The sequence below is a fragment of the Paenibacillus sp. RRE4 genome, assembly GCF_031844205.1.
In the GTDB taxonomy this organism is placed as follows: Bacteria; Bacillota; Bacilli; order Paenibacillales; family Paenibacillaceae; genus Paenibacillus; species Paenibacillus xylanexedens_B.
In genome coordinates this window covers 1,578,766-1,598,076 of sequence record NZ_JAUZUT010000001.1, presented here as the reverse complement: position 1 = coordinate 1,598,076, position 19,311 = coordinate 1,578,766, and the positions used below count along the sequence as shown (strand labels likewise).

Below are 19,311 nucleotides of genomic sequence, written 5' to 3'. Positions count from 1 at the left end.
TCTAATTCTCCTTCGAAACTTAATACTGCGGTTTGGATATTGTAAGTTGATCGCGGATCAGTCATATTTCTCCTCCTGCTCTTGATTGAAATGATAAACCTGCATTCTTACCCTTTTTTTCTTCCTAAAAAAAGAGCAACCTTATGATGTTTGTCTATTGTTCCACCTGCATCATCTATTGAACATTTGATTCTCTCCAAAAGCTCACTCCGAACATCTTCAGAAAGCTGCTGATGCTTGGAATTTGTATTTAAAAGTGCGACATATTCATCGCTCGAACAGGACTGTATCCAGTTGTATTCCTTCACCTTAATATCTGTGAACAAGCCGGAACGCTCCGTTATTTCTTTACGCTCCTGAATCACTTCATCGGGCGAAGGATACTGAGAATCATCCAAATGAGAGGCTAACGAAATGTAATGGGAACGAATTTCTTGATGCAACTGATCTTCTCCCGGAACATGAATCGTCCAAAAAAGTCCAATGCATCCCTCATCCTCAAGCAATTCTGAGGCCCTGCGGTAACCAATTTCCGGAGCAATGAAGTGAAATGCAGTTCCTGAAACTAGCAACTTGAAAAGTTTTCCTTCAGCATTCCACTCCTCAAACGAAGTGTTGATGACTTGAATCGATGGATATGATTTGAATTTATCTGCGGTAAACTGTGCCAAGTTACTTCCCAGTTCAATACACGTAATGTTTGTGTAGCCCTTACTTACTAAACCTCCAGTAGCCTGCCCTGTTCCGCAACCAATTTCTAAAATAGAATCTTGCTTATGAAGCTTCGCGTATGTAAAAATATCATCAAACATGTCACTCGGATAAACAGGTCTGTACCGATCATACTCACTCGCTACGAGATTAAACGTTTCCTTGTTTTCCATTAATTCAGCCTCCTGTTTTGCTAACGTTATTTACCATTTTATTTACTAAACTTACCATATCATATTATTCTTGAACATATCGGAATAAACCTTTCAATAATGGAATGTTACTGTTTCTAGTTCATCAGTTAATATAATGGATCGGGGTGATTCGATGAAAAGTATCTTTGAAACAAAACATGCGACTGAAATAACAGAGCGTATTAATCGACTCCGTGAAGAGTCCACACCTCAGTGGGGAACGATGCAGGTTGCTCAAATGTTAGCTCACTGTGTAGCTTTTCACGATATTCCTCTGGGTAATATTTTGCCGCCAAGAGGGTTGCTCGGAAGACTAATTGGACGGTTTGCCAAACCGATGTTTTACAATGAAAAACCTTTACCTCAAAATATGTCGACCATACCAGACATCCTTATTGATAATGATCGAGAGTTTGAGACGGAGAAAGAAAAGCTGAAACAGCAGATTGCTAATTTTCAAATAAACGGCTCTGATCAATGCTCCCGTTATGCTCATCCTTTTTTCGGAAAACTGACAGCTGAGCAATGGGGAAAAGGAATCTATAAACATCTTGACCATCATCTCAAGCAATTTGGCGTTTAGTTGTTTGCGTTCTTCGATCTCCTCCTTCAGAAGCCTGCTTGACATTGATAACGGTTATCAATAATGTGAAAGTAATCATCATTGCTCTCCAAGCATGTTAAACACATTTGAAACGGGGCAGGTCTTGTGAACATAGACGTTAATCAGTTAGCAGAGCATTTTGCTTATACTCCTTTTCAAGTTAAAGGAATCTATCGATATACACAATTTCGCGGGGTGCCACACGCTGACTACACCGATTCTTATCCAGGATTTGTGTTTCCTCTCACAGGAAAGATACAATTTCAATTCAATGAAATTCCTTATATTCTTTCGCCAGGAAAGGTAGTACACGGTGGTGCCAAAATGAAACTGGCCAAAAAAACATTCCACAACTCCAATTGGGAATACATTCTTGTTTTATACGAGACATTTGGTTCGCAACTTGAAAAATCAAGCTTTTCAAATCAGCATTTTGAATTACCAACGGGACAATCTCCCCGCCTTAAAGAACTCATTCTGCAACTCTGGCAAGTATATAACCAGTGCGGAGGTCTTTCGAGGTTTCAAACTGAAATGTTATTTCGCGATATACTTAACGAAACCCTCCTGTCAGTTGCACAGCGACAAAATCAGCATGACTCTTCTGACTTGTTTGAGCAGATTTCCCACTATATTCATCAAAACTATCACTTAGATCATGACGTAGCATCACTTGCAGAACAATTTGGTGTTAATCGTAATCGGATCTCTTACGTCTTTAGAAGACATTCGGATATGGGGCCAGGTGAATATTTATCCAAATACCGTATTGAAAAAGCCAAAACGTTACTGCTTAAAAGCCAAGCCACGATACAACATATTGCCCAAGCTGTAGGTATCCATGATGCCTATTATTTTAGCAGAGTATTTAAAAAACATGTGGGTTGCTCTCCTGCTGCATATCGTCATCAATTCATCAATAATCCATTCTGATTTCAACAGGTATCTATTTTAGATGTCTAATGAAATTTATATACTTATAGACAAGATTAAAAAACATCTTTAATCAGGCAACAAACCCCTAGCTAATAAAAGGAGGAATTATGAACCAATATCAAATTATAAAACCAATGGAGGAGCTTACTACATTTACGGAGTATTGGTCTCCGAAATACATTGGTGAGATGAATGAATATCAATTCAAACTTGTTAAAATGATTGGTGAATACGAATGGCACGCTCATGAAGAAACAGATAAAGTATTTTTTGTGCTCGAAGGCGTAATGATCATTGATCTGCGTGATCGTCAAGTGAGAATTGCTAAAGGCGAAATGTTTATCGTTCCTAAAGGACTCGAAATCAAACCCTCTGCCGAGAGTGAATGCCATATCATGCTGATGGAGCCTAAAGAACTTTAATTATGAATTAAAAGCCCATGACAAAATTTCAGCTTAATCACACATCTCTGTATGGTTCAAGCTTCATGATGTCATGGGCAATATCAAGATTAAACTCTTACTTTTCACTTTCCGCTTTCTGCGCACCGCCAGTGACGGTCACAACCGATTTCCCCGGAACGTTTACGATAAAAGATTGCTCATCCTCCGCTGCGTTAACTCTCTCCTGACAAACCAGATCCAGTTCCGCATTGGTTACGTAAGAATCCATTGTCGTAATTCGTTCATTGAACCCCAGCTCATGGAGGTGTAGTTGAATGCATTTGTCCTGTTTACCATGATTCACAAAAACGGCAGACACGGTTTGCTCTCCTTCATGGACATAAGCAGAACCTAACAAACCGCTGTCGGCTTCCTCACCAAGCCCGGTCAAGTCGATTCGCTTCGCACCAGGCCGAATAAATCGGCTATAGTTACCGAGCACCCACAGCATTTTCGAAGTCAGAATATTTTGCTCATCGCCAGTTTCATTAAAATCTGTATAAATTAATCCATCTTTGTAGTCTACTTTGGAAACCGCTGTCCACCATTGCCATGCTGCCGCATTCGCTTCTACCAGGTCAAAATGAATTGTTCTTGCCACATGAAGCGCAGGCTCGATTCCCAAATCACGTCCAGGACCATAATCCCCCAGAATACAATATTCCGTCACCCAGTACTTGCTCTCTTCATCGTAATGCTTCATATTAGCGTGCAGTAATTGCCTCAATCGGACCAACCGATCGTCTCCGGGATTACTGTAGTCAGACCAGTATGAATGGGAAGCCATTTTATTACCTATCGCTTCTTTCACCTCAGGATCACCAATCAAATCCTTTATGTATTCCCGATACTTCCCTGTGCCCAGCTTATTAGCACCGCTGGAATACGTCCCACTTCCCGCAAACTGACGATAGTATTCATCGTCCAAGAGCGACGTAATTTCCACACCGTCCGGTGCACTGATCCGTGTCTGTAGATCGGTCTGCTGTAACTGGCGGTACAACTCCAGAATCACTTGTTTCAGATCATCGTTATTATAACGATTCCCCTCCTGCCAAGACTGATTCCAGTCCCAAGTCGGCTCGTTGATCGGGCTGATATAGTCAAAAGCAAGTCCTTTTCCCTTGAAATACGATAAAATATCAATCAGATAGGACGCAAACTTTCCATTATAATCTGGTTTCAGATTCGTCGAACCTACTTCAAGATCAGGCTGGGCATGCCCATTTTGGGTCATCCATACCGGCGGGCTATTTACAAAAGCGATAAGTGTTCCCACGCCCCGGTCACGTGCGGCTTGAAGAAACCACTGTTGACCGGATTGTTTGCTCCAATCGTACTCATGCTCCTCTGATATTTTGAAAGCTTCGGCTCTTCTCCAGGGGTCCGGAATTCGATCCTGATCGGTTTCTGTTGAACCTGCACCTATATTAAAACGCCATGCGGACAACCCTATGCCACGCTCCCTGGAAAATAACAGATCGGCGATTTGTGCCTTGTTTTCCTCGCTCCAATGCTTCCCTAGCGGTTCCATCGACCACGCATCCGACGCGCCAAAATTGTCAATGCTTTGATAAGATTTTTCCCCATTAATTATGACTTCTGCATCCAGCATGTCTTTTGTTCTCGGGTTATCTCGTTGCATCTCTGATCCTCCTCTTCCTGATCTATCTTTGCAGGTCTTTGCACCATACACTGTTAAATGGCTATGGGTTAGAGACTGCCTTCGATGTAGGCAGCCTCTTAACGTTTTACAAATGCAGCATCCTTCTCCGGTCATGAGGGACTTATTCCCCTTCTGTTCACCACTCTGGTTCCTTTTATCCTACAAGACCGGAACGTTCCACACTTTCCACGAAATGACGCTGAACGAACAGATAGATGATAATCAGCGGCAAAATGGCCATCAGTACACTGGTATTCATCATCATGGACATGAAAAACGGATCTTGGGTATAGGATGCCGCGGCCTGACCTCCGCCTGTTAGATACGTTGCAATCGTAAAACCAGAGGACGACATCATCGATGACATGACTTTAGGTTCATTCAGATACATATTGGTAAAGAAAGAGTCATTCCATTGCCATACAAACGAGAACAACATGACCGTAACCATCGAAGGTATCGCATTAGGCAAAATAATACGCCAAAACGTTTTGAAATATCCTGCACCATCCACGTAGGCAGCCTCTTCGATCTCACGCGGAATGCCTCTGAAGAACTGGCGGAAAATATAGACGTACAGACCTGTTTTCACACCCATACCGAGTGCTGCCGAGATCAGAAACGGCCAGTATGTGTTGATCAGATTAGCAGGACTGCCACGAAATAGCTCGATTAAACCCATCACATCAAAGTTCTTGAAATTCAGATAGAGCGGAATCATGATCGTCTGTGTAGGTACCAGGATGGTAAAAATTACGGCAGCAAACAACAAACCACTGCCTTTGAACTTGATTCTTGCAAACCCATAACCGGCTAGCACACAGGTTATTGTCTGCAGAAGCATCACCGCAGAGGATAACCATAAGGTGTTCATCAACACGCCGGGATAGTTCATTGCCGTGAAGACCAGTTTAAAGTTTTCGAGCGTAAACGTACGCGGAATCCAGATCACCGTTGGGTCATATAGATCGGACATGCTTTTAAAGGATATCGATATTTTCAATAAAATCGGATATAGAATGACAAATGAAATGCCAAAGATCAAGACAAACCGAACCAGAATCCACGCCCACTTCTTGATCGCTTCAAACCAGTAGGCCATGGAACCCAGGCGATGTAGCCATTCCTTTTTCGCTGGCGGTTGCCCTGCTGCGGTTTCTGTCTTCATGTCAGGCCTCCTTCAGAATACTAGTTTTGATAAAAGACCTTGCGGGATACCAGGGCGGTCGTTACCCACAGGATTAGTGCAATCACGGCAAAATACATCCATGACATTGCCGCACTAAGCCCGAAGTTAAAGCTTTTGAAGGCCGTATCCACCACAAGCCGGCTCGTCTGATCACTGATGAAGCTATCCACGATGGTATACACCAGATTCGTCAGAATCAACGGGCTTAGCATCGGGAACGTAATTTTCCAAAAGGCTTCATACCCTGTAGATCCTTCGATTTTGGCTGCTTCATACAGCGATGGAGAAATCGACTGCAGACCGGCAAGGAAAATCAGAATCTGGACGCCTGATTGACTGACAATCTCGTAAATCCGGCTAACCGCTCCTGTCAGATATTCGACCAGTATCGGACTCATGCCGGATTCAAGCAACATAATGGTCAGATCCAGATTTTTCATCACGGACAGTCCACCGCCCGTCATGTCGTTGGCACTACGTACAACGGATTGCATCAAATCCCCGTTTTCGATACTTGCAATAATACCCGAAGCCAGAATAACCGGAAGGAAAAAAATCGCTCTCGCCAGCACTCTTCCATGAAACTTCTGATTCAAAATCACCGCAAAAAACAGGCTGAAAATAATAATTAAAGGTGTATTCACGACAATATTGATTACAGATTCCGTCAGCATCCTCACATAGGATTCATGAGAGAATAACGCCTCACGGAAATTCGCCAAACCGATAAACTCCAGTGTAAACCCTTCATTAGATACCTGCAGATTGCTCAGACTGTATCGGAACGAAGAGATCAGCGGCACCATGAAAAGTAACAGGAAACCGATGAACCAAGGCAGGATGAAATACAAACCGTAATATCTGTTTTTTTGCTCCAGGGATAATTTTTTAAGTTTCATTCCGGCATGTCACCTCCTACCCAGTAGCTCTTCGCTGCCACACGTGTGCCATTCCACTCCACAGCAGCATCGTTGTAATTCACAATGACCGTTTTACCTTTTTCGTAAGTCGTTTGATAAACACCCTTACTCAGCTTCTCATGTCTAACAATCGTTTGATTCTGTACATCTTGCAACACATTCCTAAGTTCCTTGTATCGCTCTGCTGATTCCTCGATCCAGCGTCGATAATCGGCCGAATATAACGCGTCAAAGCTCGTCAGTTTGATCGCAGATGGATCTGCGTAGAACCACGTGTAATACGGTGCCGATCCGGTTTCGATCGCCCGGAGCATCTGTACATGGGAATCCTGATCATCCGCCATATTCCAGGCCTGCCCTGTATATTGCACGAAGCCGTGATAGACCAGTTGGAAAAAGGGAACCGCTTCATCGGTGATGTTAAACCCGCTGTTGCTAACAGGTGCATCTACGATATGTCTGGCATAGGGGCTTGCATAACTATTGCCGCCCTCTACAAGAAGCGATGCATCCGAGCTGCGCACCTGCTCAAGCTGCTTTATCACAACCTCTTTGGCCTGCTCGCGATTGATCACATTAGCGCGGTTAAAATCGGAATTCAGGTGGTCGCCTAAATCTCGAAGCGACAGACCTGTAAGTCCTGTTTCCTTATAATCTTGCATAAATCCGCTCACAATGCCCGGCACCGCTTCCGGACTCAGGACATAGCCCGGAGAGGCTTCATTATCCTGTGTAAAGGAGGCGATATAGTACGGGAACAACTGCGCAAGTTTACCTGTAATTTGGCGAGAAGCATACGATTTTTTGAATCCCTTCGCTTCTGGGAACGCCTCCAGGAAGGATACGTCCGGGTATAATCCAAAACCATTCTCTTGTGTATAGGCCTGTAGGCTTTGCAAGCCTTTAGCGCCACCAAGCTTTTTATCCACATCGATGGACTTCGGCATATCATGATGCATACCGCCGTTAAACCACCCCGAGTACCGAAGCTGGATATCCTCCACACCAAGGCTTTGCATTTCTTTTAAAATATCCTGTGCCTCTTCGAACGTGGTAAGCGACTCGTAAGCATTGTACGGGATGCCGAGGAAAAACTTTTTCTTCGGGATACCGCCGATTAATTCCACGTAAAAAGGGAGTTCCGTATCATCACCTAAACGGGTGAGTTTCTTTTGCTCCGTCAAATAATCCCGATAAGTCGAGGCCATACCGGAATAGCTCGCATCATCTGCGCTCAAAAATGTATAGATAACGGACATTTCATTATGAAAAGGCTGTGCCTGAAACCGTTTGACTGTGCTGGAACGCCAGCCGTTCGTCAGGGTAACCTCTTCCATGCTACTAAGCGAAAAACTGGAATGCACCGTATTGTACTGGTTCAATCTGCCGCTGACATCCGCTTCAACAGACGCAACCGCATCACCTTTATCAATGACAGCAAGGTATCCTTTGTCTCCGTAACTCATGCCAAACACCGGCATCCTCGCCTTCTGTTCCTTCTGGATCTGGGAGAGCTGATTTACAGCATGATCACTTCCATACAGAGCCGTACTATATGGGGATACCGTCGTTTTTTTATTATTAAAATAAATCAGAGACCCCGATCCGTCTGGCACCAGACTGTATCCTTTATCTTTTGGACCGCTCGCTCCAAAAAACGGCAGCAGGGACAAGGATTGAATTTTCATCGTATCGGGATACTGGATTCCATTTTCCGGAATGGATACACGCAGATGTCCTTGCTCCAGTCGATAGTTGACAGGCACAATGACACTTGCGCTCCCGCTTTCCTCTTCACCATAGGCCGCTTTGTCTATGGCAATCTGTGCCTCATCATAGCCGACAGAATCGAAAATTCGGGTTACTTTGGACAAACCTACGCCTTTAAGAGATGAATCCCGTCTTTCGTAACGTTTGTTCTGCTCATCATACTTGAAGCGCTTCTCAATTTCTTTCTGGTCTTTTTCTTCCAGTTTCCCGAGGATCAACGTGTTAAAGCGTTCCTCGCTAATATATTTAGGGATGGCTTCAATATCACTTTTGACTTCACCCAGCGTGTATACAACGTTGAAACCGTCCTCTACTTTTTCAACTTCAAACTGACCATTCTCTACACTGTGCGTAAAATTATCGTATTTGAGCGCATTGCCCGTATTGTCGTAATACGTCAATTCAAATTGCACATTCAGCTGGGATTTGTTATAACCGGTCGCGATGGAATCCGCTTCCCGATCCTGCGGATTAGAAAACCACATCGCACCATTCTTCAGATCCTTGACCGCAATCTCTGTCGTTTCCGGCTTTAGATACAGGATCAAGCCATCCTTTTCTGCAACAGCTTCCATTCCCTCAGGAACAGCCACTGCTTCATTATTCTGTTGTTCTGCAGATGCTGTTTTCAGTTCAGAGCTGGTAGTAGTGGATTGCTCTTTTCCCACACGCTCAGAATCCGCCGCCTCAGACTTTTGTTCTGTTGAAGTTTGTTGTGTTTTAGAAGACTCAGCAGCCGTACTCTGATCCACCTTTTTTGAATCACCTGATGTGGTCACCACTCGTTCCGATACCGACTCCGCATAGTTGATATTTTGAGCCAAGATCAAGCTTGCAATGAGGATGACTGCTGCAAACGCAGTACGCTTTTTTCTCATATCACGCACCTCCTTTCTTCTCCTATTCGCGCAGTGTAATCTCTTGAAAGAGGGTATAACCAAAACTGATGATTTGCTGGATCAGGCTAAAGAAAAGCAAGCCCAGGAAGATCACAACTCCCATCACAACCAGCGTAAGCAGCATGGTAGTAATCGTTTTCATGACCGAGTATTGATGTACTGTCTTGGTTCCGATAAACAGCAACCACACAAACCAGATCACACCAAACGAGTCAAGCAGGTAATAAAAAGAAGATTCACGTAGCGTGATCACATTACTCAGCAAAATATTAGGAATGTTGACCAGAATAAGCGGAAGCATCGCGTACCCTGTTGCAATCAAGATGTCTTTGAACTTGCCTTCCCCGTCCATCAGCGTAGTCAGCGACCAGTTGGAAATACACCAGAGCAGAAAAGGGAGTACGATATATTTGAATTCGTTAATACTATTAAGTGAGAGCGGATAGTTATCATTGACAACATATCCGGCAAACTGTCGCTTCAGGATCATCGTTATCGTGACAGCCAGAAGCACTAGCAATGCAACGCGCAATCTGCCTTTATTTTCATATTTCAAATCCCAGTATCCGTCAAAAGGTCGTACCGCCACATGCAGAGAGTATTTGAGTTCCTTAATTAGCGACATCTCTGACCCCCCTCTCATTCCTTGTTCTGGCAATCCGGCGCCAGACGATGACGCTGATTAGCAATGCTATTGCTACAGTCATGTACATCCCGAAATATTCACGCATGTATTCTCTCCGATACTTCGCTAAAGCTTTGGAATAGTATTCGCGGTCGTTTCCCAGCTTCAGGTAGGTCATGGCATCTTTGTATTTCCCTTCTCGCAGCATGGATTTACCAATCCCGATGTAAGCCATCTCATAGTTCGCGTCAAGGCGTAGTACCTCTTGCCATAACTTTGCAGCTTCCGTATGTTTACCGGAACTGTATAGGCGGTTGGCTTCGTTAACCAGGCTTCCAAACGTTGTTGCCTTGAACTCCGTAATTCGTCCAAGATCGCGATCCAGTACATAGATCGCGTCCCCATAACTTTCGATGGCGACCGGATTTTTGAATGTACCGATCTGATTGCCAAGCTGCCCTATGACATAGAGCAGATTACCGTCCTCGTTATACGTGAACACCCGGCCTCTTGTTGAATCCAGCGCACGGTAGACACCGTTACTGGATACCTTGATATCGACGAAGGAAGAGCGATTGAAGGTCAAGTCTCCGACCGGTGCGAATTCACCGTTGACCCGAAGTACGTCGATACCGGACGGATTCAATCTTTTGACCGCAGAAAGCGAGTTTTTGTCCGCTGTTGTGGTGTAGATAAAACCGCCGTCATCGATGTCCGCGTTGTTGAACTCCAGCGGGATAAACCGAACCATTTTCTCACGCTGTTCCTTGGTAGATACGGTTTTCCAGAACAGGTCGATCGGATCAAACTGCACACGATTGGTACCCATAAATCCGGTGAAACGTCCGTCACTGTCGAACTCTATCAGTCCTTCGAAGACCCCGCGGCCGACCACATAAATTCGTCCAGCTTTGTCCACGATCACCTTGCGAGGAAAGTATTCAAAGTTATCACTAAGCACATCCGACTCTGGTGCACCGATGGCACGCACAAAAGTACCATCTTGATTCAACTCTACGATCCGTCTGTTTTCGGTATCCGCAACGTAGATTTGACCTGCTTCCGTCACAAAAAGTCCCTCGGGATTTTTAAAGCTGTCCTTTTTACCGTCATGGTTAAACTCTTGAATGACCCGAACCGTTTCCCATTTCTCGTTCAAGACAACGATCCGTCCATTGCCTGAATCCAGAATATAGAGCAAGCCATCTTTCGCAGCATATAAATCCAGCGGAGACTGCCATGCTCCTGTTCCGGCCTCATCCCCTGTAATTACTCTGGAGGGAAGAAACGCAATCGGTGACTTCACCGCATCTCCCCAATAGTTGTAGGTATATCCCTCATACGGTGCCGCATGAGCCTGGTTGTGTCCTAGTCCGGCAATCAGCAGGGAAGCTGCCAGAACGATTAGCCATGATTTCACTCTCATCTGTAACACCCTCTCCCTTAATCCTTCATGCCGGATGAAGCCATCGTTTGAATGACATTGCTCTGCGACAACACAAACGTCACGATTGGGACCGTCATCATGATGACAGCAACAGCCGCGCCTACCCCTGCACGAGCAATCCCTCCTTGCACAATCTGTCCCATGGCATAGTGCATCGTTTTGAGCTGCTCACTGTAGATAAAACTGCCGCCATCCGTTCCCCACAGCATCTGCATCATCAGGATTAGCAGCGTTAACCAAGCCGGTTTAACGAGCGGCATAACGACCTGAAAGAAAATACGGTATTCGCTCGCACCGTCCATTTTCGCCGCCTCCAGCAGTGCATCCGGGATCTGTTCCATAAACTGTTTCATCAGATACAAACCCAGCGGATAAGCAAAGGCCGGGATAATAATCGCTTGATACGAGTCAAGCCAGCCCAGTGTCGACATGATCATGTAGTTCGGAATCGCCGTGACATGCGGCGAGAACATCAGCGACAATACGATGACGGTAAACAGCACCTTGTGTCCGCGAAACTTGTGTTTCGCCAGTGGATATGCCGCCGCCGAGGCCAGAATGATATGACCGAACGTACCCGCCGCAGTAATAAACACGGTATTAAAGATGTATCTGGAAAAGGGAACCCATGAATTTTTCATCACCTGAAACAAATCGGAAAAGTTCTCAAACGTCGGATTCCGAACAAACAGGGTTGGCGGGAATATGAACAGCTCATCCAGCGGTTTAAACGCATTATTGATGACGTAGATGAGCGGAACCGCCATAAACGCGCCAAATCCGCCAAGCAACAGGAACAGCAGGATATCGACCTGCCAGGATCGGTTGATTTTTCGTTTCATACGCAGGGCTATTTTCATCTGCTATTCCCCCACTCTCTTAAGAAGCTTTTGTACAAGCAGGTTGGAACCCAGCATCAGACCGAATAACACCGTTGCAATGGCAGACGCATAACCCATTTCGAAGCGAATCGTTCCATAATCCATCAAGTGAGTGACGATCGTATGCGCACCATACTGCACACTTGGGAAACCGGCCAGCGCCGTAGCGACTTCGGCAACCGCCAATGACGCCGTAATCTGAATGACCGCACCAAACATCAGCTGCGGGCGCATCGAAGGCAGCGTAATGTACCATAGCTCCTGCCAGCGATTCTGAACTCCATCGATTGCACCCGCTTCATATAGCGTACGATCCACGGTCTGCAAACCGGCGATGAACGCCAGGAAACTTGTTCCCAAGCTGAGCCATAGTTGCACAAGCATAATGATCGCCAGCATATATTTCGGATCTTGAAGCCACAGAATCGGCTCGTAAAGAATACCTGTTTTCATCAAGAAACCGTTCATAATGCCGTACGAATCCCCGGAGAAAATAATTTGCCAAATAAAAAACACATTGCCCGAAATGGAAGGCGCAAAAAAGATCAGGGTCATAAAGGCTCTCACCTTGGGATTCAGCTCATTGATCAGCCATGCAAATACAAAACAGGCGATGTAACTGATCGGGCCGGTGACTACCGAGAAAATAATCGTATTTTTGAGACCAATCAAGAACACATCATCATTCCAGAGCAACTTGGAGTAATTCTCCCAGCCGACCCATTGCGGAAACTCCAGCATATTGAAGTTAGTAAAGCTGAAGAAAATGGAGATGATGACGGGAAACACAGTAAATAATAAAAACAACAACATATACGGAGATAGTAGAACATACAGATGTTTATCCCGCTTCATATCTCTGACAAAGAGTTCCCATTTCCCCGGCATGCCGGCAGGCATGCGCTTGGGCCGAGAACCGGTTTTGTTCACAATGTCTGTCTTTTGCAAAAGAGTCCCTCCCTAGCGCATTCCGTCCAATTTAAACTCTTTTCGTTTCTGCTGAATTTCGTAGTTAATTTCCTGCACATAATCATAGATGGCATCCGTGGAATTGGTACCGTTATTCACAACCTCACGCAAGGCATTGTCCAGATGACGACCTGTAAAGTAACCTCCAGGCACTTCAGGCACGCCCTGCACCCACTCCCATTGTTCTTCCAAACTGCGGTAATCGCGGATTGGCCAAGGCAATTCCTGTAATGCTTCAATGTTAGCTGTCGGATATCGCGCTGCAGCTCCCATCAGACCTTCCATTTCCCGTCCGAATCGAACCTGCGCATCCTTGCTGACCCACCATTTCATGAATTCCCAGGCGGCATCCTTATGTTTGGATTGCTTGAGCATCACCGTCGCTGTGCCACCACTGGCCACATCCCGTTTGATGCTTCCGTCCTTCTGCTTGATTCCTGGAACCGGAATGAACTCCCATAGTCCCTTGATCTCTGGCGCAGATACGGACAAATAGTTGTAGAAGGTGTAGTCCATAATACCTACTGGCATTTCACCTGTTCTAAAACGCATCGGGAAATCGAAGGTGAGGGGAAGTTTATAACTGGTATAGAAATTCGTCCATTCTTTGAACGCTTCCAGTCCCGTTTCCGTATCCATACCACTTCTGGCACCCTGGTCTAAATAGAATGAACCACCCATTTGATAGAGCAACATTGCATACGCCCGGTTCACTTCGAGTACCGGTACGCCTGTGGTTTGAGCAAGCGGCAATGCCATTTCCATGTTGTGCTTCTGGAGCACAGGAATCATGGCATATACGTCTTCCCACGTCTGCGGTGGCTCAAGGTCAAGCTGTTCCAGAATATCTTTCCGGTAAAATAACATGTTGAAAATTTGCTGTTCCGGCAGTGCAAATACTTGATCCTCAAATTGATAAGGAACCATAGCACTGTCCCTGAACTGTTTAATCAACTCGTGATACCCTGGATACGTCGACAGATCCTCTGCCGCGTGGCGCATCCCGAAATTAACTGGCACATCATTGCCTACTTGCATCGCTACATCTGGGCCTTCTCCTGCAAGTGAGGCGCGTAGCAATACATCGGCATTGACCAGCTTGAGATTGACACTAATGCCTGTCAGCGGCGTAAACGTGTCATCAATCATCGCTTTTAATACCTGTGCCTGGTCGCGGCCTGTACCAATCCAGACGGTAACGGATTTATCTTCATCCGCCGTGCTGCCGATCGTGTCGTAATCTTCGAAAAAGGAATGGAAGAAAGACGACACTTCATGTCCAGCTTTACGGAATACCGAATCATTTGCTTTTGGCAGCTTCTCATCAGGTGAGGCTAAGAGCAGGTAATCAATTTCAAGCGGTTGCTCCCGAACTTCAAGAAGCCAGGAACCGACACTTCCGACGTTAATTTTGAATTGAGACAACCGTTTCTGAACCGTTTCCGGTTTGTCGGCCAGATCGGCTAACTGATAAGCAGTTTTATTCAAAATTGCAGTTTTATCACTCTTTTCTCCTGTTAGACGAATCAATTCTTCAGAAACCTCATTCAAGATATCGCTTTGCTTATGAAATACTTCCACCATATCTGGAATCTGTTTCTCTAATTGATAATCGCGATACGGGTCAGGCACATTGCCCGTGATCATCAGAATTTTTCGATACATCGCATTGATCTCAAGCACGCTGGCTTCAACCTGACGGATCAAAGGCGCAATGGCTCCGAGACTGACCTCAAGCCGTAGATCATGTTTTCCTTTGGTTAAATAAAATAAATACGGCTCTTCTTCGCTACCAAGCACATGCATCTGCCAATCCGAATCGTAGAAGAATGGAATCTGCATCATTTCTTTGAATGGGACTTGGTTATCAATCTGCAACGAGCGTGTGGAGTAAATGCCTCGCAGCAATTCCTGTCTGCCTTTAATCGCAATTTTATATAAGCCATCCTCCGGTACATCCATTTCCCATGCAATCCATTGTCCCGGCACTCGCCAGTTGTTTCCACCAATCGTGTTCATTCTGATTTTGGAAACATCATACGGTTCTGTTGATGTGCTGGATCGATCCGTAATCGGATATAATGTCGGTGATGACTTGAATGCGGCCTGCTCCCCTTGAACTTTGATCAAGTGTCCGCTTGTTTTTGCGTATCCCTTCGTTTCATAGTCCTGCTTGAGTTCCGCATAGGAAGGCGGTTCTTCGTAATGATGCAGTTTGATGGTATCAATGACCATCGGTTCCCGCGTCGACACAAGCTTTATGGAGTGTTTCCCTGCTGAAAAATAAAACTGGTACGGCTCTTCATAATAGCCTTCTTTATCTCTCAGGATGGACTCCTGCCACATTGGTGCTTCGATCTGACGGGGGCGAAGGTCATTGCCTCGATTGTCCTTCTCGATCTCAGACTTCTCATTAACCCAAATCCGATGAAAGCTCATGTTGCGTGCACTGTTGAACGGGATCTTTCCATCAATCCATAACTCACGTTCGATGGCAGAGCTTTTCCCTTGAATCGGGTAATAGCGCAAGGTCATCTGATACATCCCGGATTCCGGAACATCCACGTCCCATTGCAGGGAACCACTTTCCTCTGTTCGTATGAACTTACCTGTTTCGCCGCCAAGCTCTGTGATCATCTCGGGCTTCATGCCTTCAGAAGCTGTGTAATCTGCTCCCTGAATGACAATTTCCCTGGAAGGCCGCTTCTCGTTCTGGTGTTGCTGCAGATAATAATCGTAGCTCCCCTCCGCAGCAGACTCCGATATCGGCATCACACGGCTCGGATCTGATGTTCGATTTCCGGTTTTTGAATTACCACTCGCACCGGAACTGAATATCGCATACACCACGACGAGCATTACCATGACGACGACAATCGTCACTCGGGATAATGTGAATTTCACCCAATGCCCCTCCTTTAACTGACTCTCTTAAAAGTAATCAGATGGACGGCCCGCAAATTTGTTTCCCGGCTAACCGAGAACAGATATGAGGCCGTCAACTTATATACATTATTTTTTCTTGTCTTGCTCTCCACTCAACACTTTTTTCACAGCAGCCTGCGCAGGTGCGATAACTTGTGCAACACCTGTGGAAGGTGTAATCTCGCCTTTAACAAATTTTTCTGTTACGCTGTCCAATTGTTCTTTGATGCCCAGACCGCCGAAGCGTCCGCCAAACAAACGTTGTACCTCGCCGTTATCATTCATCGCATTCGCGATTGAAGTTTCATCCGGTAAAATATTTTCAAGAGACAGTCTGCGGTTATCCTGCCAGTTATCAAAGTCTTGCAGATCTTCCCAAATTTTCACGATCACATCTGCATCCTTAACGCCTTTTGGAATAACATAAGCTGCTGTCTGACCGAATGGTTCATAATAAGACTGTGCTTTAGGGCCCTTCGGCATATAAACATATCCCCACTCATCCTTCAGCTTATCTACGATCCGGCCTTCAACCTCCCAGAGTCCGCCCGGATACATCGCAATCGTTCCTTCTCCGAAATATTTGGCCGGATCTTCCCAGTCGTTGCCCCCGTTGGCTTTGATCACTTTATGCTCGGTGTACAGGCTATGCAGGAAGTTAAGCGCTTCCATGGCTTCGGGAGAATTAAACGTCACTTTGTTTGTCTGCTCATCGTACAGTTTGCCGCCGTTACTCGCGATCAGCATCTCCGAAAGCACGTAATGTGCTCCAGCCAGACCGTATTGATCCATCTTACCGTCACCATTGCGGTCAACGGTTAATTTTTTGGCGGCATCCAGCATCGAATTCCAGTTCCAGTTATCCTCATCCATTAACTGCTGTGGGTCTTTCAAACCCGCTTCCTTGAAAATCCGCTTGTTATAGAACAAGCCGCTTTCATTCGGTGTATACCAGCTTTCGAGGCCATACACCTTGTCACCGCCAAAGCGCATCGAGTCCACAACATCCTTCTCGACCCGAGTGTCTTTGAGATAATCATCCAACGGTGTCAAGAATCCACCATGCATAAGTCCCCAGATGAAGCCGTCAGGAATGCGGACAATTTCCGCAAAAGGCTCGTTAGCAAGCACGGAGGAAGACAGTTTTTCAGATGTAGACCAGTATTCAGTATTTAAATACTTGATTTTCACGTTATATTTTTCTTCCACCATTTTGATCCGCTCACGCGCCAATTCATCTGACTCTGAATCTCCTTTGGGTGTGGCATCCCACCAGTGAGATATGCGAATGACCCGTCCGTTCAAATCAGCAGCTGGCGCCGCCTCCTCCTTCTCTTCTTCCTTGGCAGGTGTGGTGTTTGTCTCCGTCTCGGCTGGTTTAGTCGCCACAGGCTCGGCTGGTTTATCGTTAGAACCACTACATGCAGACAAAAGCGTGATCAAAGCGGCAAACAAAACGATGAACATGATTTGGTTAGAAATCAATTTTTTCAACACGGGTTGCCTCCCTTAAGTAAATGATTTTACTTTACTTGCTTTTTTCGCCCTTCAATACTTTCTGAATCCCTGCCTGTGCAGGTCCAATGACCTGAGCAACACCTGTAGATGGGGTCACTTCACCTTTCACAAACTTTTCGGTTACACTACCCAGAGCTTCCTTAACACCTAATCCTCCAGCACGAGCACCGTATACACGTTCAACCTGTCCGTTGTCATTCATGGCGTTAGCGATCGAAGCTTCGTCAGGCAAAATGTTTTCTAACCAAAGACGGTGATTATCCTGCCAGTTGTCAAAGTCCTGGAGCTCTTCCCAAATTTTCACGATGATATCGGCATCCTTTACGCCTTTGGGGATAACGAAACTTTCTGTACTGTTGACTGTATCCAGATACGTTTTTGCTTTTGGACCTTTAGGCATGTAAACATAACCCCAGTCGTCCTTTAACTTATCCAGAATACGACCTTCGACTTCCCATAATCCGCCAGGGTACATCGCTATGTTGCCTTCTGAGAAGAATTTGGATGGATCTTCCCAATCATTACCGGCGTTAGCCTTCACAACTTTGTGGTCATTGTACAGACTATACAAGAAGTTAAGCGCTTCCAAGGATTCAGGTGAATCAAACGCTGCCTTCTGCGTTGCCTCGTCATACATCTTGCCGCCGTTACTTCCAATCAGCATTTCATGAAGTACATAGTACGCACCCGACAGACCATACTGATCCATCTTGCCGTCCCCATTTTTATCTACAGTTAGCTTCTTGGCAGCATCCAGCATCGTATCCCAGTTCCAGTTATCCTCTTCCAGCAATTGCTGCGGATCTTTCAAACCAGCTTCCTTAAAGATTCGTTTATTGTAAAACATTCCGCTGTCATTCGGGGTATACCATCCCGTCAGACCATATACCTTATCACTGCCGAATCGCATCGAATCGATGACATCCGGCTTAATCTGCGTATCCTTCAGATAATCATCCAGTGGTGTAAGGAATCCGCCCTGCATAAGACCCCAAATATTACCGTCAGGCACACGTACAATCTCTGCAAAAGGTTCATTCGCCATTACAGATGAAGAAATTTTCTCGGATGTTGCTCCATAATCTGTATTCAGATAGGAAATTTTAACGTTGTATTTCTCTTCTACATTTTTGATTCGTTCACGTGCGCGCTCATCCGCCTCCGAATCTCCCTTGGGAGATGCATCCCACCAGTTCGATATACGGACTGCTCTGCCCTTCAAGTCCACCTTAGGCTCCTGTTTTTCCTGTACAGGTTCGACTGCCGCTTCTTTGTTTTTATCCGCTGGTGGCTGAGTCGCCGTGTCAGGTGGTGTACCTCCACCACTGCAACCAGCAATAATGGTTACGAGTAAGGTGAATATCACCAACGGGCTGAACCTTTTCTTTCTCACAAACTTCATCTTTCACACGCTCCCCCTCAAAGTTAGATAAAGATGAATCAAGCTTGCAGCATGCTTGGATGACTTCCTGGAATGACTTAACTCATCACAAGGCTGTCACGGATGGGAACTTGAAAACCTGCCTTCTCCCTTCAACAGAAAGCGCTTACGAAGTTGTCGGGATTTAATGAAACGGATTTCATGAAACCCATTTCATTATAGTATCATAAAAA

Annotated in this window: 15 protein-coding genes; 3 read left to right on the top strand and 12 right to left on the bottom strand. The window is 45.5% G+C overall.

Going from position 1 to position 19,311, the window contains the following annotated elements:
* Positions 1-107 precede the first annotated feature (107 nt).
* On the bottom strand, positions 108-812 hold the full coding sequence (locus Q9R46_RS07420; protein ID WP_311279462.1) for an rRNA adenine N-6-methyltransferase family protein: 705 nt from the start codon (positions 810-812) through the stop codon (positions 108-110).
* Positions 813-1,038: 226 nt separating this feature from the next.
* Between Q9R46_RS07420 and Q9R46_RS07415 the strand changes: the two genes are divergently transcribed.
* The 3 genes from Q9R46_RS07415 to Q9R46_RS07405 all read left to right on the top strand — a co-directional run bounded on the left by Q9R46_RS07415 (position 1,039) and on the right by Q9R46_RS07405 (position 2,867).
* Positions 1,039-1,488, top strand: coding sequence for a DUF1569 domain-containing protein (locus tag Q9R46_RS07415; protein WP_311279461.1), 450 nt, complete (start codon positions 1,039-1,041; stop codon positions 1,486-1,488).
* A gap of 126 nt (positions 1,489-1,614) precedes the next feature.
* Positions 1,615-2,442, top strand: coding sequence for a helix-turn-helix domain-containing protein (locus Q9R46_RS07410; RefSeq protein ID WP_311279460.1), 828 nt, complete (start codon positions 1,615-1,617; stop codon positions 2,440-2,442).
* A 110-nt stretch (positions 2,443-2,552) separates the two neighbouring features.
* A complete protein-coding gene (locus Q9R46_RS07405; RefSeq protein WP_311279459.1) occupies positions 2,553-2,867 on the top strand; it encodes a cupin domain-containing protein in 315 nt (104 codons plus the stop codon).
* Between the two features lie 97 nt (positions 2,868-2,964).
* On the opposite strand, the gene Q9R46_RS07400 is transcribed toward Q9R46_RS07405, so the two are convergent.
* From Q9R46_RS07400 to Q9R46_RS07350, 11 genes are all read right to left on the bottom strand, one after another.
* Positions 2,965-4,533, bottom strand: coding sequence for a glycoside hydrolase (locus tag Q9R46_RS07400; protein WP_311279458.1), 1,569 nt, complete (start codon positions 4,531-4,533; stop codon positions 2,965-2,967).
* A 175-nt stretch (positions 4,534-4,708) separates the two neighbouring features.
* Positions 4,709-5,722, bottom strand: a complete 1,014-nt coding sequence (locus Q9R46_RS07395; protein WP_311279457.1) for a carbohydrate ABC transporter permease — start codon at positions 5,720-5,722, stop codon at positions 4,709-4,711.
* A 20-nt stretch (positions 5,723-5,742) separates the two neighbouring features.
* Complete coding sequence (locus tag Q9R46_RS07390) at positions 5,743-6,642, bottom strand: carbohydrate ABC transporter permease (RefSeq protein ID WP_090920925.1); 900 nt, start codon at positions 6,640-6,642, stop codon at positions 5,743-5,745.
* Positions 6,639-9,311, bottom strand: a complete 2,673-nt coding sequence (locus Q9R46_RS07385; protein WP_311279456.1) for a DUF5696 domain-containing protein — start codon at positions 9,309-9,311, stop codon at positions 6,639-6,641. Before Q9R46_RS07385 ends, Q9R46_RS07390 begins: the two co-directional genes overlap by 4 nt.
* A gap of 22 nt (positions 9,312-9,333) precedes the next feature.
* Positions 9,334-9,957, bottom strand: coding sequence for a Yip1 family protein (locus Q9R46_RS07380; RefSeq protein WP_090920930.1), 624 nt, complete (start codon positions 9,955-9,957; stop codon positions 9,334-9,336).
* A complete protein-coding gene (locus tag Q9R46_RS07375; RefSeq protein WP_145330016.1) occupies positions 9,944-11,383 on the bottom strand; it encodes a gluconolactonase in 1,440 nt (479 codons plus the stop codon). Before Q9R46_RS07375 ends, Q9R46_RS07380 begins: the two co-directional genes overlap by 14 nt.
* Positions 11,384-11,400: 17 nt before the next feature.
* On the bottom strand, positions 11,401-12,264 hold the full coding sequence (locus Q9R46_RS07370; protein ID WP_123066752.1) for a carbohydrate ABC transporter permease: 864 nt from the start codon (positions 12,262-12,264) through the stop codon (positions 11,401-11,403).
* A gap of 3 nt (positions 12,265-12,267) precedes the next feature.
* On the bottom strand, positions 12,268-13,185 hold the full coding sequence (locus Q9R46_RS07365) for a carbohydrate ABC transporter permease (protein ID WP_145332753.1): 918 nt from the start codon (positions 13,183-13,185) through the stop codon (positions 12,268-12,270).
* Between the two features lie 60 nt (positions 13,186-13,245).
* Complete coding sequence (locus Q9R46_RS07360; RefSeq protein ID WP_397386365.1) at positions 13,246-16,119, bottom strand: extracellular solute-binding protein; 2,874 nt, start codon at positions 16,117-16,119, stop codon at positions 13,246-13,248.
* A gap of 147 nt (positions 16,120-16,266) precedes the next feature.
* The gene (locus tag Q9R46_RS07355; protein ID WP_311279454.1) at positions 16,267-17,673 is read right to left on the bottom strand and encodes an ABC transporter substrate-binding protein; all 1,407 of its coding nucleotides are present in this window, start codon (positions 17,671-17,673) and stop codon (positions 16,267-16,269) included.
* Between the two features lie 34 nt (positions 17,674-17,707).
* Positions 17,708-19,099 (bottom strand): extracellular solute-binding protein, encoded by a 1,392-nt coding sequence (locus tag Q9R46_RS07350; RefSeq protein WP_311279453.1) that lies wholly within the window; start codon positions 19,097-19,099, stop codon positions 17,708-17,710.
* Positions 19,100-19,311: the final 212 nt, after the last annotated feature.